Source organism: Candidatus Eisenbacteria bacterium (genome assembly GCA_020847735.1).
Lineage (GTDB): Bacteria > Eisenbacteria > RBG-16-71-46 > RBG-16-71-46 > RBG-16-71-46 > CAIXRL01.
Genome location: JADLBL010000023.1, coordinates 14,438 through 30,252, shown reverse-complemented (window position 1 = coordinate 30,252; position 15,815 = coordinate 14,438). Strand labels below are relative to the sequence as shown.

The following is a 15,815-nucleotide window of genomic DNA, read 5'->3' as shown; positions in this document are numbered from 1 at the left end:
TCGTGGCATTCCGCCACTCGCCGTTGCAGTCCCGCCCGGCCGGCAAACCGAAAAAAGATCCTTGTCCCGTGCAGGGCGGCGGTCTCACAATCACTTGCGCCAGTCTGGAAGGCGGCAAGCCGTGAGGAACGGTCCTTGCGACCTGCCGTAGATGTTGGCCGGCCCGTGAGCCGGCTCTTCCAGTTGCGGCGAGAGCCCGCGTGCGACGCGTAAAGTGGAGGGTCCGGCGAGACCCCCGTCGCGATGCCGGGTCGGAAACGGAAACCGGGCACCAAGCGCCCGTCGCCCCGATCCCTCTCGCGCAGGCGGTCGGATTCGCACGAATCCCTCCGCAATGAACGGGATCGCCCGGCCCTTGGCCGGGCGCTTTCGTTTGCTCCCGGCGCGATGCGCCGCCCCGCTTGCACGCCTCCTCCACCGACCCCAGACTGCCGTCCACATGCGCGCGATCCGCATCGGCCTTTCCCAGCTCAATCCGGTCGTCGGCGACCTCGACGGCAACTTCCAGAAGGTCGTTCGCGCCATCGAGGCCGCGCGCGACCAGGCCGTGGACCTGCTCGCCTTCCCCGAGATGGTGCTGCCGGGCTACCCGCCCGAGGACCTGCTGCTCAAGCCCTCGTTCCTCTCCGCGGTGATCCAGCGCACGCGCGACCTGCTGCCGCACACCCGCGGGATCACCGTCGTCGTCGGCAGCGTCGAGCGCGACGTGGACCTGTACAACGCCGCGGTCGTGATGCACGACGGCCAGTGGGTGGGCACCGCACGCAAGCGCTACCTGCCCAACTACGGCGTGTTCGACGAGAACCGCTACTTCACGCCCGAGCGAGAAACGAAGGTCTTCCGCCGCGGCGAAATGGTCTTCGGCGTCAACGTCTGCGAGGACATCTGGATCGCGGGCGGTCCCGCCGAGGAGCAGGCGGTGCGCGGCGGCGCCGAGGTGATCCTCAACCTGAGCGCATCGCCCTACCACGCCAACAAGGCCGACGACCGGCGGCGCATGATCGCGACGCGGGCGACGGACAACCTCGCGATCGTCGCCTACGTGAACCTGGTCGGCGGACAGGACGAGGTGCTGTTCGACGGCGCGAGCCTGATCCTCGACGAGCGCGGACGCGTGCTGGCCGAGGGCGCGCTGTTCGAGGAGGACATGGTCGTCGCCGACCTCGATCTCGACGAGGTCTTCAACGCCCGGCTGCACGACACGCGCCTGCGCAAGGAGCGCCAGCTCGCCGAGGAGGAGGATCTGCCGTGCGTGGACCTGCCGCCCGTTCCGCCCGCGGCCGCGAAGCCGCCGCTCGCGCCGCGCCCGGCGCCGCGCGAACTCCCGGACATCGAGGAGATTTACCGCGCGCTCGTGCTCGGCACCCGCGACTACGTACGCAAGAACGGCTTCGAGACCGTGGTGCTCGGGCTTTCGGGCGGGATTGATTCGGCGCTCACCGCCTGCGTGGCGGCCGACGCGCTCGGAGCCGCGCACGTCGTCGGCGTCTCGATGCCGTCCGAGTACACCTCGCACGAGTCGCTTTCGGGCGCCGACGAGCTGGCCCGCCGGCTCGGCATGCGGCTGCTCACGGTGCCGATTCGCGACGTCGTGGACGGCTACGAACGCGCGCTGGCGGACGTCTTCGCGGGCCGACCCGCGGACACCACCGAGGAAAACCTGCAGGCGCGCATTCGCGGCAACTATCTGATGGCCCTGTCGAACAAGTTCGGCTGGATGACGATCACCACCGGCAACAAGAGCGAGACCTCGGTCGGCTACAGCACGCTCTACGGCGACACCGCCGGCGGCTTCGCGGTCCTCAAGGACGTCTACAAGTCGCAGGTCTACGAGCTGTCGCGCTGGCGCAACTCCCGTGACGCGGTGATCCCCGAGGAAACCCTGACGCGCGCCCCGAGCGCCGAGCTGCGCCCGAACCAGACCGACCAGGACTCGCTGCCGCCCTACGACGTGCTCGACGCGATCCTGCGGCTGTACGTGGAGGAGGACCGCTCGGTGCCCGACATCGTCAAGCACGGACACCCGGAGGAGGTCACCCGCCGTGTCGTCCGGCTCGTGGACCGGGCCGAGTACAAGCGCCGCCAGAGCCCGCCCGGGATCAAGATCACGACCCGCGCCTTCGGCAAGGACCGCCGCCTGCCGATCACGAATCGCTGGCGGGGCTGACCCGCCCGCGAGGCGAAGCCCCGAGCCGGTCCGTGAAGCACGAACGCCCGGTCCCGCGAACGGGACCGGGCGCCGCGAGCCACGAAGGGCTACTTGCCGGCGGAGACGACCGCGATGAGCGCGCCCTTGTCGAGACGGAACGCGTAGGCGCCCGTGCCGATCGCGTACAGGTCGAAGCGGCCGTCGCCCTTGATCTCCGAGACCAGCGCCTGCCGGCCGACGAACAGTCCCGCCGACTTGTTCCAGTCCACCTTGACCGAACCGTTGCCGGGCACGGGCAGCGAACCCCAGACCTTCGTGCCGGCGGACTTCACCGCCGTCTCGGTCGTCAGCGGCGCGCCGGGGTTCGCGACCATCCAGACCTCGACCGAGGTCGGGTTCGCGGTGAGGTTGGTGACCGTCCCGACCAGCGCCAGGTCCACGACGCCCTTGAGCTCGTCCTTGTGGTCGGCGTACTCGCTCACCTCGTTCAGATCCACCGGGACACCCGCGAGCGTCGTCGGCGAGTCCACCGTGACCGGATCGAGGCCGAACGTCGAGAACGCCGCCGTCACGACGAACTGGCCCGAGATGAGCACGCAGCCCGTCGCCATCAGGGCCGCGAGGCCCGCGATCGCCATCGAGAGACGAAGCTTGTTCATGGGAGTTGCGTCTCCTCTCAGGGCAGGCTGAACAGCGCGTAGGACGCGCCGAGGGTGACATTGCCGAACTTGCGTGAGGCCTCGCCGTCCACGGCCATCTGGAACTCGCCGCGGACGTGGACGGACAGCTTCGGGATGGGCGCGAAGCCGACGCCGAAGCCGGCGTTGTAGGTCGTCAGGCTCGCGTCGTTGCCGGGACGTTCGAGTTTCGTGCGGCCGATGCCGGCGAACGGGTAGAACTGGACCGGGCCGCCGGTCGTCAGCATGGCGTTCAGGCCGAAGGCGTTCGTGTCGAAGCCTTCGCGCGTGTACGTGACGTCGTTGATCGTCACGTCCTTGTCGCCGAGCGCGCTGGACGCCCAGTACGGCTCGACGGTGAGCAGCGGCACGACCGAGACGGGCAGACGCAGACCCAGCATCGAGCCCTGCGCCGCGTCGTCCTGGACGACCGGAAAGCTCATGCCGGCGAAGGCGCCGAGGCCGATGCCGGCCGCGCCCGCGACGCCGGCCGATCCGGCGAGCAGCGCGAGCGTGAGCACGATCAAACGCTTCATGACGAGGTTCCTCCTCGTGGTGTGGGGCCGCGCCTGTCGGCCGCCGTGGGATCCGTCACCGGGGGCGCGCGCAAGGTACGTGCGCGCCTCACGGCGCGACAAGGTCCGAGTTGCCCGGGGAGTCAGCGGAGCGTCTGCACGACCCGTACCGTCGCCCCGCAGTAGCGGGCGAGCAGGTCGGCGACCCGGGCGAGCATGGACGAGAGGTCCTCGCCCGGCCGCGCGAGCGGCCGGTACACGATGACCAGCAACGCCTTGGTGGCGTCCGTCACCTGCGTGCGGGCGGAGTCCGAGGTGGGTGCGCCGAATGCCCCGTCGTCGTCGGCCAGCAGGGGCCGCCCGGTCAGGTTCACGTGCGCCTTGCGAATTCCATCGTAGCCCTCGCCTTTTCGCCCGAGCCGGGCGAAGACGGGGCCGCGCATCTCCAACCGGTCGTACAGTCCGAGCGGCAACTGGTACTCGAAGGACGCCAGGTTGCAGACATCCACCACCGGGTGGATCGAGGGCAGTTCCTGACCCTTGAGCACGCGGCGCAGCAGCGCCTCGCTCGAAGGCCGCGTCTTGGTCGGGTCCACGCCGAGGCGGTGGAACATCGAGCGGTTCTCGGCGACGCCGGGAATGTCGCCGGCCTGGCGGCCGCCGTAGCGGGCGCGCATGCGGGCGACCGCCTCGTCACGCTCCGCGAGAAACGCCTCCGGCAGCGGCTCGTGGCGCACGCCATCGGCTTCGAGCCAGCCGAGCGTCAGCGCGCCACGCAGCGCCTCGTCGATCTCGAGAACGGTGCCGGACGTGCGCGCGAGGGACACCGGCACCTCCTGTTGGCCGCACTCGCGAAGCCGGATCGCCTCCGCGCGGTGCGTCGCGCGTCCGGCGCGACCCGGCGGAGGAGCCGGTGACCATAGTCTCGAGTGCGGGCGGCGGGAATTCCCTTTCCGACCCAATGCGCGGGATCGACGCGGACGCCGTCCCATCATTGCGGCCTAAACTCATGTCATCGCCGCCCGCCGGCACCCGAGTCCGATCGAGAGGTCGCGCGCGAGGCCAGACGCGCACGCACCTGCCAGCGTCAACGCTGCGACTGTTGCTCGATGTGATTCGCAGCGCGCGGTGAAACGTGCGCGCACCATAGGCGCAGTTCGCGGGGCGCGCAAGAGATTCCTCCGAACGCGCGGACAAAATCACGCGCGCCTGTCGCCGCGTCGAACGCGATCGCGGCGACGCGCGCCGACGCAGGATCGGTGCCGACGCGCGATGCACGTGACACGAAACCCCGCCGCGCTGCGTGAAACGCGAACGCCGCCCCTGCGGGGACGGCGTTTGCGTCATGCGTGCGCGAGTGCGGGATGGCGTTACGAGAGGCTCGTCGCCGCCTCGCTCGCCGGCGGCAACCGCCGCGCGATCGTCTCGACGCGCCAGTGGCGGCCGGCTTCTCCCGTCAGCTCGACCTCCTCGCCGACGCGGCGACCGAACAACGCCTTGCCGATCGGCGCCTGGAAGGAGATGACGTTCTCTCCCAGGTGATGTTCGCCGTCACCGAGGATCCAGAACGACTTGCGCTCGCCGCCCGCGGCGATCACGACCTCCGTGCCGAGCCCGACGACGCCCTCGCGGTACTCGGCGTCCTCCACGAAGCGCGCGCGCGTGAGCCGCAGCTGCAGCGAGGCGGCCTGCTTCTGGGCGTTCGCCTGCTTGAGCTTGGCCGAATGGTACTCGGCGTTCTCCTTGAGGTCGCCGAGCTCGCGCGCCTTCTGGATGGTGCGCGGTATCGTGGTCTTGAGCTCGCGCTCGATGCCCTCGAGTTCCGAGTGCAGCTTCTGCCAGGTCGCGCGGGTCATGACCGGCACGTCGAACGCGTCGGCCTGCGTGCCGACCTGGCTGAAGAGCTTTTCGTTCTTCTTCTGCCGCTGGTCGAGCACCCAGTGCTTCTCCTCGGGAAGGCCGAAGCGCGCGATCGCGTCGAGCACCGGGAACAGGTAGCGGTCGCTGGAACGCCACTGCCGCATGAGCACGCGGAGCTTGAGGATGTCCTCGTTGCGGATGGGCACGAGCGCGAGCAGTCGTTCGAGCGCGCCGTCGGGCTCGAGCCAGCGCAGCACCTTTTCGGCGGTCGAGGGCTTGGGCCGCTCCTCGATGAGCTGCAGCGCCGCGAAGAGCAGCCGCCAGGCGTCGTCGGGGGGCGACTCCCCGCCGAGGTCGTCCTCGATCAGGCGCAGGACCGCGGCCGGGTACTGGATCGCGTGGTCGAGCAGCGCCCGGCGCAGTTTCGCCGCGCCGGTCTCGTCGAGCTGCGCGCGGTCCTTTTCCGCCTCCTCGCGAACCGCGGCGAACCGGGAATCGAGCGCCGACAGGATCGCCTCGGCCTCGACGCCGGCCTCGCGGGAGTCGGCGAGCAGCGCGAGCTGTTCGTCCTCGGTCGCGAGATCCGAAATCCCCAACTCGCGCGTCCACAGCTCGCGCAGCGTGCCGACCCACTCGTCCCGGCGGGCCGGATACCAGCGCGCGAAGTACAGCCCGGCGCGGGCGCGATCGGCCCGTTCGCCTTCGTCGTCCTTCATCGTCCTCTCGATGAAGCGGCCGAAGCGGCCCTTGAGGGGCTCCTCGAGCTTCGGGTGCTGGGCGAGGAATTTCTTGATGACGCCGAGGTTGTAGCGCGCGGGCTTGCGCACTTCGAAGGGCGGCAGCGGCGCCCGGCCGGCGGCCGCTGCGCCCGCGCCCTCGGGCGCGAGCCGGTAGACCTGCTCGAACGCCCGCGAATGGTCAATGCGCGGATCCTTCTCGCAGGCCGGCTTCGCCTTCCGCCAGAACACCGTCCAGTCCCTGGCCGGGACGAGGTCGGCGCTGATCAGGAACAGCTTGAGCCGGTTCGCGTCCGCCTGCCCGCCGAGCGCCTTGAGCGCGCCGACGACCATCGAGCCGTGTTCCTCGGCCATCAGGCGCTTCACCTCGGCCGGGTTCGAGAATCGCAGCAGCCGCAGATCGTCCTCGGCGACCGGCGTGAGCGTGCGCTTCGCGGCGGCGTACGGCATCTTCTGGCCCTTCACCTTCGTGAAGTCCACGACGACCGTCTCGGTGTCGTTCGAGACGATCCGGCCCGGGCCGAATCCGTCGTGCAGCACGCCGCGGCCCGGCGCCAGCGCAGCGACCGCGTCGAACGCCTCGACCGCCTTCGCGAGCGGCGTGTCGGGATCGCCGAGCCCGCACTGTTCGATGGCCGCGGCCGCGTCCGGCATCGTCGCGCCGGGACCCTGGCGGAGCGCCTCGGTGATCGCCGCCCGGAACGGCTCGGCGGCCTCGGGGCCCTTCGCGGCGGCGGCGGTCGCGATGACCCGGCGCAGCGGTTCGAGCGCGCTGCCGGCGGAAGCGCGCTTCGCCAGACCGCCGACCACGATGTCGGCGAGCGATTTCGCCTCCTTGAAGGCGCCCTGCGTCGCGACCGCGGGCAGGGTCTGCGCGACCTGCACGAGCCCCTCGTCGTCGTCGTGCTCGACGAACTCGAGGGCCGCCTCCTCGATCCCGCTCCAGCGCTGCTCGGCGGCGAAACGCGGCGCCAGTTCGGCGAGCAGCGCGCGACGATCGTCGTCCTGCTTCGCGTCGCCGAGGCGCCTGGCGAGCAGCAGCGCGAGCTCGAGATCGTCGGGGTTGATCGCCCACGCGCGCGAGAGCGCGTCAATCCGCTCGGGATCCTGGCCCAGCCCCTCGTGCGCCTGCACGAGCAACCTCGCCGCGGCGTGCGTCTGCAGCAGCGCCAGCGACCGTTCGGCGATCGCGGCCAGCGGCTCCCATTGCTCCTTCGCCGCGACCTTCTCGCCGAGCTGGAGCAGTGTCTGCTGCGCCCGCTCCACCTCGCCATGCAGCGCGCACACCGCCGCGAGCAGGTAGTACACGCCCCACGCCGCTTCGGGCTGCTTGAGCCGGTTTCCCAGCTCGTCGCGAACGGACACGAGCTTCTTCTCGGCCTGTGCGTCGTGGGCGACGCTCTCCAGCTTTTCGCGGGTGGCCGGGGACAGCTCGGAGCCGAGTTCCCCCCGGAGGACGGCGGGCAGGACGTCGCGAACGGGCATGACGCCTCGAGGGCTGAAGGACGAGGTCGGGCGGCGAAAGGGGTGGAAATATCGCGCACGCGCCGCGGGCGCGCAAGCCGCGCGGGGCGCGCGCCGCCCGACGACGGCGCCGCGGCGGACCCGCGCCGGACGCCGGCATTGCACGCCTCGTGGGCGCGCGGCTACGCTGCGCGACGCGATGAAGATCTACACCCGCACCGGCGACGACGGCACCACCGGACTGATCGGCGCCGGCCGCGTCCCGAAGCACGACCCGCGCGTCGAAGCCTGCGGCAGCGTGGACGAGCTCAACGCGGTCCTCGGCGTCGCGCGTGCGCTCGACGGGGGCCGGCTCGTGGACGCGCACCTGGCGAAACTGCAGTCGGCCCTTTTCCAGGTGGGCGCCGAGCTGGCGGCCGTGGACGAACGGGCGCTCGCCTCGCTCCACCGCGTCTCCGACGACGACATCCTCTCGATCGAACGGCTGATTGACGCGCTCGAAGCCGAGCTGGCGCCGCTCACGAAGTTCATCCTGCCCGGCGGCTCGCCGCTGGCGTCGCAACTGCACCTCGCGCGCACCGTCTGCCGGCGTGCCGAGCGTCGCGTCACCGCGCTCGTCGAACGCCAGCACGTCGAGCCGCGCCTCGTGCGCTGGCTGAACCGGCTTGCCGACCTGTTGTTCGTGATGGCGCGCTGGGTGAACCGGCGCGAAGGCCGCGAGGAGACGACCTGGTCGGGCGGCGGCGGGGAATGAACGCGCCAACTTCGGCCCTTGCCTTTCGGCCGCGACCGTGCCCATAATCCGGCCCGCAAGCCTGCCCTGTCTGGAGGAGTGCTACATGCACCGGAAGCGGCGCGTCGCTGACGCGCCCGGTTTCTCCTCCCGCAACGTCCTCCTCGCCGTCGCCGTGTCGCTGGCGCCCGATGCGCCCGACATCGCCGACGCGAAGCTGTTCGGGTGAGGGCGGTGTGGACGGGCCCCGCCGGATCCGGAAACGGAACGGGCGGGAGCACGATCGCGATTGCGGGAGACACGAAACGCAGTGACAGGCGGTTGCCCTGGGCCGGGTCGTTCGAGACCCCGGCGGGTGATCGCGAACCGGCGTCGAGCGCGGGATTCGCGCTCCTCGAGCGCGCCGGAAAGAAGGAAAAGGTCTGCCGCCGCGATGCCGAAAACCGGACGGGCTTCGTGAAGCCCGCACGGCGGGCGCCGGAGCCGGGACGACGAACGACTTGCAGGGCGGCCGCTCGCGCGGCACCGTGACGGAGACGCGCGGGCCCTGGAACGCCCCGGGGCGGTAGTTCCCAATGGATGCCGCGCGCACGCTGGCGATGACTTCGCGCGCGGAAGAGAAGACGAAGAAAGAAGCGAAGGAAGCCGGTGGGGCGCGGCGTCGCGCCTCACGAGCCCGCGGTGACGCGGGCAGGTTCCCGGCCATTCCCGTCCTCCCGGTCCGCTCGACGGGCGCGACGGTTGGGAGCTTCGGCGGTCCTTCCGACTTCGAGATGGTCGGGCGCAGGAACCCTTGAAGCCGGACGCGAGAGCGGCCGGCCGCGCGATGCGCGGCCCCGCACGCGACGGATGCGCCCGCCGGCATTCACACGCGGCACCCGTGGCGGAAGTGCGTCCGGGCCGCGGCAGTCCAACCCCCGGCGCACGGCGACGTGCGCGCGGAAGGATCCTCGATGAGACCACGCCGTCGCCGTCCGCGCGGCCCGCGTCCCGAAACCCCGGGCGCCGCCCCCGAAGCGCAGTCCGGAGACTCGAACTTGAACGAGTACCAGGAGCAGCAGGAAATGAGTGGAGACACCGAAGGAGCGCCCGGGATGCACGAACCGGCCGGCGAGCCGCAGGGTATGACGGGCGGCGAGGAAGGCGGCGCGGAGCCGCAGGGGGACTATCGCCAGGGCCGCCGCCGGCGGCGCCGGCGCGGGCGCAGCGGCCAGAGACCGGGCGGGCCCGGCCAGCCGCAGGGCCAGCAACAGGGCGGTGGCTACGCCCAGCAGAACATGAACGGCCAGGACCGGCGCGGAGGGCGCCGCCGCCGCCAGCGCGGCGGCGGAGGCGGCCAGCAGCAGCAGCGCCGGCGCGGCGGCCTCGAGATCCTGAAGGATCTGCAGCAGCGCGGCGCGGCGCTCGATCCTTACGAGCGGCTGGTCCTCGAACTGCCCGCGGGCCAGGGCGACCCGCCCTACGGTGACCGCATCACCGGGCGCGCCATAGATCTCATCGCTCCGATCGGGCGCGGGCAGCGCTGCCTGCTCGTCGCTCCGCCCAAGGCGGGCAAGACGCGCATCCTGCAGGCCATCGCCGCCTCGGTCGCGCACAACCACCCGGACGTGAAGGTGTACGCGCTGCTCGTGGACGAACGCCCCGAGGAAGTCACCGACTTCAAGCGCAACACTCCCGCCGAGGTCATCGCCGCCTCGAGCGACATGACCGTGGACGAGCACATCGAGACCGCCGAGCGGGCCATGGAGCAGGTCGCCCAGCAGGTCATCGAGGGCAAGGACGTCGTGCTGCTGCTCGACTCCATCACGCGGCTCGCCCGCGCCTACAACGCCGCGGCCGGCAACAGCGGACGCACGATGTCGGGCGGCCTCGACTCGAACGCCATGCAGGCGCCGCGGCAGATCTTCGGCGCCGCGCGCAAGATCGAGAACGGCGGCTCGCTGACGATCATCGGCACCGCGCTGGTGGACACCGGCTCGCGCATGGACCAGATCATCTTCGAGGAGTTCAAGGGCACCGGAAACTCCGAGATCTTCCTGTCGCGCGAGCTGGCCGAGCGGCGCATCTACCCGGCGATCGACATCCCCAGGAGCGGCACGCGCAAGGAGGAAAAGCTCATCGCCCCGGACCTGCTCAACACGTTCCAGGCGCTGCGCCGCATCCTCGTGCAGATGCCGCCGCAGGAGGCGATGCTCAAGCTCACCGACCGCCTGGGCAAGACGAAGACGAACCAGGAGTTCTTCAACCTGGTGAGGGTCGGCGAGAGCTAGCGGCGAGTTGCCGAACGAAAGCTAACGGCCTTCGCGGGCGCGCAGCATCTGCCGCTCGAGCTCGGGGCCGTAGTTCAGCACGATGTCGAAGCGGCGGATCTCGCCCTCGCCGTCGCCCTTGCGGGTCACCAGCAGATCGCCGCCGGGCAGCGCCGTGAAGTCCTCGCGGTCGGCGACCCACGGCGACAGGTCGAGCCGTTTCTCGGGGACCGACACGTCGAGGGCGGGCGAGACGCGCGCGGTCATGATGACGCTCGAGCGCGTCGCCCAGAGCAGCGCGTTGCCCCCCTCGATCCATTGCGGGCGCACGCCGTAGTCCCGCGAAACGGGCACCGCGGCGCCGGCACGACCGCCGGGCTGAAGCAGGGCGACGAACACCTCGGGCTGGCCGCCCTCGTCCGAGAGGTAGGCGATCCGGCGACCGTCCGGCGAGATCACCCCCGACCAGGTGTTGAACGGCTCGCGAATGACGTCGGCCAGAACGACCGAGTCGCCAACGAAGCTCGCCCGCCGCAGCCAGCCGTGCCGTCCGTCATAGCTCCTCACCAGCACCGACCGGCCATCCGGGAACCAGCATTCGACCTGATCGCTGGATTCCAGGCTGCGGGCGGGCAGGAACCTGCGGGCCGGCGCGCTTCCGTCGAGCGGCTGCCGGTAGAGGCCTCCGGTCGAGTCTCCGCCCTGAAGGGTCCACACGACGGTGGCGCCATCCGGTGAAAAATGCGCGTCGCGGCAGTCCTCCCCTTCCGCAAACGCGAACCTTCGCGCACCCGGCCGACCCCGCTCGAGAACCAGAACCTCGAATTCGCTCTCTCCCGGCGGCAGGCTGACCACCGCCGCGAACCGGCCGTCGGCTGAGACGGAAGGCGCGCCTTCGAAGAGGCGGCGCTCCTCGTTCCAGGATTCGACGCGGCCATCCCGATGGACGATCGCGAGACTGCGCTGCTGGGCGGCCGCGCCGCCGAGCACGATGCCGAGGTCTCCCCGGGGCGACACCCGCAGCTGGGAGTGATCCCACGACATGCCGGCGCGAAGGCCCTGCATGACCGCGACCGGAGGACTTGCCAGTCGGCGATGCGCGGGGTCCCACTCCGCGGCCAGCAGCGTGCCGTTCCGCGACATCAGCATGCGATTGCCGGGCATGAGCCGCGGCGAGCCGGCGTTCGGCTCGAAGATCGAGAGTCGCCCGCCCTCCAGGTCGAGTGTGCCCGCGCTCACCACCCAGCCGGTCGAATCGTAGTAGCCCACCGTGATGAGCACGGTGCGCCCGTCCGGGTTCGTCTCTTCCAGGGTGAGTCTGCCGATCGTGTGCTCGAACGAGAGCGGCCTCCACGAGGGAGCGCCCTTCGCGACGGGCGTCACGACCGCGAATCGCTTGAATCCCTGTTCGACGACGACGATCCGGCCGTCGGGCAGCAATTCCCACCCCAACCAGTCGGGGCCCCATGGCATCACCTTCGTGGGCGGGGACGATCCGTCGGTCGCGATGCGTTGCAGTTCGAGCTCGCGCGCGCCTTCGGCCACCGGGCGGACCGCGTAGAGCCAGCGCCCGTCGTCGGAAAGGTCCCAGCTCACCTTTCCCTCACTGCCGGCGACCCGGGTCCACTCGAAGCTGTCCAGCGCTCGGCGGTACACCGCGCTCGCCGAGCTCGAGGCGGCGCCGCGCGGCGTGCCCGACGCGAACAGGACCACCTGGTCCCGGTCCCGCGCGAGCATCATGGTGGTCACGACCAGGTCGTCGGGCGGAACGGCCGAGAGCCGCAGGGACGCCTCGTGGTTCGAATCCCAGCGTGCGTGCAGCCACCAGCCGCCGGCGAGCGTGACGAGCGCCAGGCCGACGAGCAGGGCGGCGCTGCGGGCGCGGACCGCGGACGTCGCGCCGGCCGGCGCCTCGGTCCTGCCGGACGCCAGGGCGGCGATCGCAGCCTCCAGTTCGAGCCGCGCGTCGCCCATGTCGCGAAGGCGCTGTTTCGCGTCCTTCTCGAGGCAGCGCCGCAGCAGCTCGCGAACGCGCGCCGGCGTGCGCGCGGGCAGGCCGCCCCAGTCCGGCGCGCGCTCGAGGATGCGCGCGATCGTGTCGCTCACGGTCTCGCCCGCGAACAGCTGCCGTCCGGTGAGCATCTCGAACAGCATCACGCCGAACGCCCAGATGTCGGCGCGCCGGTCCACGCTCCTGCCGCGCGCCTGCTCGGGCGCCATGTAGGCCGCGGTCCCGAGCAGCACGCCCGCCTGCGTGCCGACGCTCATCGTCGGCGACTGCGTGAGCTGCGGCGACGAGGACGACGCTTCTTCGGGCGCGAGCGCCTTGGCGAGCCCGAAGTCGAGCACCTTGACCGCCCCCTCGGGCGTCAGCTTCACGTTCCCCGGCTTGAGGTCCCGGTGCACGATGCCGCGCTCGTGCGCGTACTCGACCGCCTCGGCGATCTGCCGCGCGAAGCCCAGAGCCTCGGGCAGCGACAGCGCGCCGTCCTGTTCGAGCCGCTCGGCCAGCGTCGGGCCCTCGACCAGCTCCATCACCAGCGCCGGGGCGCCGCCCGCATCCTCGAGCCCGAGCACCGCCGCGATATGCGGATGGTTCAGCGAGGCCAGCAGCCGGCACTCGCGTTCGAAACGGGCCCGGCGCTCCGGGTCGCCCGCGACGGCCGCGGGCAGCACCTTGATCGCGACGTCGCGGCCCAGGCGCGCATCGCGCGCCCGCCACACCTCGCCCATGCCACCGGCCCCCAGCGGGCCGGTGACTTCGAAGGGACCGACCTTTTCGCCGGGCGCGAGCGCCATGGAGGCTCCGTGGGGAGGATCGGCAGGCAGAAGGGACGCGGCAGGGTAGCGTGCGCGCGTCCCGCACCGCCACATCGAACGCGCCGGACTCCTTGCCCGCGTACCCGGGGCTCAGGATCTCAGCGGCTCGTTCCGGGCGGCGCTTCCCCGAGTTCGTCCGCGAGCGCGTCGAGGAACGCCCGCAGCACCTGCACGCGGCGCTCCGCCTCGGCGCGGCCGGCCTCCGTGCGCATCGTCGCGGGCAGGCCCAGCAGCTTCGTGAAGAAGTGGTCCACCGAGTAGCGCGCGTCCTCGAGCGGGCGCGCGCGGGCGAAGGGGTCCTCCGCGTGAAACCAGTCCGCGCCCATGCGCACGCCGGTCGCGATCGTGCGCAGAAGCCCGATCGCGCCCAGCGCTTCGAGCCGGTCGGCGTCCTGCAGGGCGCGGCCGAGCGGCGTCGCCGGCACCGCACCGCGCGAGAAGCTGTGGTCGCGCACCGCGTCGGCGATGCGCGTCACGGCCTCGGGCGGAAAGCCGAGCGCCACGGCGCGCTCCGTCGCGTGCGCCGCGGCCAGAACGCTCGCGCCCGCGCGCCCGGGCGAGTTCTTCGGAACATGAACCGCGTCGTGGAGCAGTGCGGCGGCGACCGCCTCGCGGAAGTCCACCGGATCGCCACCCAGACGCAGCGTCCAAGCGGCCACGCGCAGCAGGTGCGCCGTGTCGTGCGTCGGGTCCGGCGTCTCGAGCGCGGCCTCCCGCGCCCGCGCCTCGGCGAGCAGCGTCGCGAGCGCCGGGTCCGGGGCGATGCGGTCGAGCAGGTCGTCGCGTGTCATCTCGCGCGCCCTCCCAAGACACCGGGCCGGCCCGCCGCGGTCGTGTCCCCCGCGAGCCCACGCCGGATCACGTCCCAGAGCGGGTTCGGGCCCCGGGGCAGGGTCGGCGGCCGGCCCGCTTCGACCGCCCGCCAGTAGCCACGCGGCAGCGCCCCCGCGCCCAGCTCGTAGTCCATCGCGTGCCAGGTGTCCTCGCGAAACGCGTAGAACGCCCAGTGCCAGCCGCGCCGCTCGCAGGCCCGAAGGACGTCCGCCAGCCACGCGCCGGCGCCCGGGTGCGTGCGCGGCACGCCGAACTCGGCGCAGACGACGCGCGATGAAGGGACGCCGTGCCGCGCCTGCCACGCGACGACCGGCGCGAGCTCCGCTTCGAGGCGCGCCGCGTCCCAGCGCTCGAGCCGGGTCGTGTCGTCGTCGGCCGGAAGGTCGCCGGGGTAGCGCCAGCGTCCGGCCTGCCGGTGATTCACGTAGGCCCACGGCTCGTAGAAGTGGAACGAGTAGAGCACACGCGGATCGTCGGGCACCGCCATCGCCTCGATCCCCGCCGGCGAAGCGAACGCCGCGCCCTCCAGGATCACCGGCACGTCCGGGTCCGCGGCGCGTACGGCGGCGAGCAGCCGCCGCTGCACCTCGGCGAGCCGCCCGGGCGCCACGTCGCGCGCGCGGTCGGGATGCGGTTCGTTGAGCAGGTCGTAGGCGACGAGCGCCGGATGGCCGCGCAGCGATCTCGCGACCCCGCCCCAGAGGCGTTCCGCGGCGGCGAGCGCGCGCTCCTCGCGGTAGAGCCGGAAGTCGGAGCGGTCGCCGTTGTGCTGGCGCCAGCGCGCGCCGGGAAGGCTCAGCATCACGAGCGCGACCTTGACGCCCGCGACCTCGGCGCTGTCGAGCACGGCCCGGAGCCGGGCGAGGTCGCGCGGGGGGATCGCGGTGAAGGAATCCGCGTCGCCCATCAGGAAGTCCCTCCCCTCGCCCTCCCACTTGTCCGGCGCGAGGCGCACCCATTCGACACCCGCCGCCGCGGCGGCGCGCAGCCGCTCGCCGCTCTCGCGCGCGTTGAACAGGTTGGCGCCCCGCCGCGGCGTGCTCCAGAAGTCCGCGACGGCGGCGCTCGCCGCGCCCGGGAGACCGGTGGCTCCGAGGACGGCGAGCAGGACGAGCGTCAGGAACGGGGCGGGCACGGCCCGGCATGCTACCCGAACGACGAAGCGCCGCGGGAGCGAGCCCGCGGCGCGCCGACGCCACTTGGCCTCCCCGCGTCAGACCCGCTCGACGAACTCGCCCGTGCGCGTGTCGATGCGCACCTTGTTGCCCTGCTCGATGTAGGGGGGAACCTTGATCTCGAGCCCGGTCGAGAGGATCGCCGGCTTGTTCGTGTTCTGGACCGCCGCGCCCTTGATGTTCGGGGTCGTCTCGACGACCTCAAGCTCGACGAACATCGGCGGCTCGATGCCGACCACCTTGCCCTGCCAGTAGCTGGCCGAGATCACCATGCCGTCCGTCAGGTAGCCGGCGGCCTCGCCGAGCACGCCCTTGTCGAGCGAGATCATCTCGTAGGACTCGGTGTTCATGAAGTGGAACTCGTCGCCCGCCTTGTAGCTGAACTGCAGCGAGTGTTCGTCGAGCTGCGCCTTCTCGACCTTTTCCTCCGACGAGAAGCGCACTTCCTGATTCGAGCCGTTCTCGATGTTGACCAGCTTCGCCTGCACGAAGCCGCGCAGGTTTCCGGGCGTGCGATGCACCATCTGGGCGACGCGATGCGGCTTGCCGTTGTAGAGGATCAGGTTGCCGACGCGGATCTGGGTGGCTGCGATCATCGGTGA

General features: G+C 71.6%; 11 protein-coding genes. 3 read left to right on the top strand and 8 right to left on the bottom strand.

Features of this window, described 5'->3' with window-relative positions:
• Nucleotides 1–439 precede the first annotated feature (439 nt).
• Complete coding sequence (locus tag IT347_12165; protein MCC6350332.1) at nucleotides 440–2,167, top strand: NAD+ synthase; 1,728 nt, start codon at nucleotides 440–442, stop codon at nucleotides 2,165–2,167.
• A gap of 89 nt (nucleotides 2,168–2,256) precedes the next feature.
• Here IT347_12165 and IT347_12160 read toward each other — a convergent pair whose 3' ends face one another.
• The 4 genes from IT347_12160 to IT347_12145 all read right to left on the bottom strand — a co-directional run bounded on the left by IT347_12160 (nucleotide 2,257) and on the right by IT347_12145 (nucleotide 7,423).
• Nucleotides 2,257–2,808 carry a hypothetical protein gene (locus tag IT347_12160; protein ID MCC6350331.1) on the bottom strand — a complete coding sequence of 184 codons (552 nt, stop codon included), beginning with the start codon at nucleotides 2,806–2,808 and terminating at the stop codon, nucleotides 2,257–2,259.
• A gap of 17 nt (nucleotides 2,809–2,825) precedes the next feature.
• Nucleotides 2,826–3,362: a hypothetical protein gene (locus IT347_12155; GenBank protein MCC6350330.1), complete on the bottom strand. Its 537-nt coding sequence runs from the start codon at nucleotides 3,360–3,362 to the stop codon at nucleotides 2,826–2,828.
• 122 nt (nucleotides 3,363–3,484) lie between these two features.
• Nucleotides 3,485–4,168 carry a hypothetical protein gene (locus tag IT347_12150; GenBank protein MCC6350329.1) on the bottom strand — a complete coding sequence of 228 codons (684 nt, stop codon included), beginning with the start codon at nucleotides 4,166–4,168 and terminating at the stop codon, nucleotides 3,485–3,487.
• A gap of 543 nt (nucleotides 4,169–4,711) precedes the next feature.
• Complete coding sequence (locus IT347_12145; protein ID MCC6350328.1) at nucleotides 4,712–7,423, bottom strand: GreA/GreB family elongation factor; 2,712 nt, start codon at nucleotides 7,421–7,423, stop codon at nucleotides 4,712–4,714.
• 178 nt (nucleotides 7,424–7,601) lie between these two features.
• Here IT347_12145 and IT347_12140 point away from each other — a divergent pair, with 178 nt between their 5' ends.
• Together IT347_12140 and rho are read left to right on the top strand one after the other, a co-directional pair.
• The gene (locus IT347_12140; GenBank protein ID MCC6350327.1) at nucleotides 7,602–8,156 is read left to right on the top strand and encodes a cob(I)yrinic acid a,c-diamide adenosyltransferase; all 555 of its coding nucleotides are present in this window, start codon (nucleotides 7,602–7,604) and stop codon (nucleotides 8,154–8,156) included.
• Nucleotides 8,157–9,412: 1,256 nt separating this feature from the next.
• Nucleotides 9,413–10,405, top strand: coding sequence for a transcription termination factor Rho (rho, locus tag IT347_12135; protein ID MCC6350326.1), 993 nt, complete (start codon nucleotides 9,413–9,415; stop codon nucleotides 10,403–10,405).
• A gap of 21 nt (nucleotides 10,406–10,426) precedes the next feature.
• On the opposite strand, the gene IT347_12130 is transcribed toward rho, so the two are convergent.
• From IT347_12130 to efp, 4 genes are all read right to left on the bottom strand, one after another.
• The gene (locus tag IT347_12130; protein MCC6350325.1) at nucleotides 10,427–13,183 is read right to left on the bottom strand and encodes a serine/threonine-protein kinase; all 2,757 of its coding nucleotides are present in this window, start codon (nucleotides 13,181–13,183) and stop codon (nucleotides 10,427–10,429) included.
• 119 nt (nucleotides 13,184–13,302) lie between these two features.
• On the bottom strand, nucleotides 13,303–13,995 hold the full coding sequence (locus IT347_12125) for an HD domain-containing protein (protein MCC6350324.1): 693 nt from the start codon (nucleotides 13,993–13,995) through the stop codon (nucleotides 13,303–13,305).
• Entirely contained in the window at nucleotides 13,992–15,173 is a 1,182-nt protein-coding gene (locus IT347_12120; GenBank protein MCC6350323.1) for a cellulase family glycosylhydrolase, read from the bottom strand. Before IT347_12120 ends, IT347_12125 begins: the two co-directional genes overlap by 4 nt.
• Nucleotides 15,174–15,251: 78 nt before the next feature.
• Entirely contained in the window at nucleotides 15,252–15,809 is a 558-nt protein-coding gene (gene efp / locus IT347_12115; protein MCC6350322.1) for an elongation factor P, read from the bottom strand.
• Nucleotides 15,810–15,815: the final 6 nt, after the last annotated feature.

Coding starts and splice junctions, on each gene's coding strand:
- IT347_12165 (MCC6350332.1), top strand. CDS start 440: ATGCGCGCGATCCGCATCGGCCTTTCCCAGCTCAATCCGGTCGTCGGC.
- IT347_12160 (MCC6350331.1), bottom strand. CDS start 2,808: ATGAACAAGCTTCGTCTCTCGATGGCGATCGCGGGCCTCGCGGCCCTG.
- IT347_12155 (MCC6350330.1), bottom strand. CDS start 3,362: ATGAAGCGTTTGATCGTGCTCACGCTCGCGCTGCTCGCCGGATCGGCC.
- IT347_12145 (MCC6350328.1), bottom strand. CDS start 7,423: ATGCCCGTTCGCGACGTCCTGCCCGCCGTCCTCCGGGGGGAACTCGGC.
- IT347_12140 (MCC6350327.1), top strand. CDS start 7,602: ATGAAGATCTACACCCGCACCGGCGACGACGGCACCACCGGACTGATC.
- rho (MCC6350326.1), top strand. CDS start 9,413: ATGAACGGCCAGGACCGGCGCGGAGGGCGCCGCCGCCGCCAGCGCGGC.
- IT347_12130 (MCC6350325.1), bottom strand. CDS start 13,183: ATGGCGCTCGCGCCCGGCGAAAAGGTCGGTCCCTTCGAAGTCACCGGC.
- IT347_12125 (MCC6350324.1), bottom strand. CDS start 13,995: ATGACACGCGACGACCTGCTCGACCGCATCGCCCCGGACCCGGCGCTC.
- efp (MCC6350322.1), bottom strand. CDS start 15,809: ATGATCGCAGCCACCCAGATCCGCGTCGGCAACCTGATCCTCTACAAC.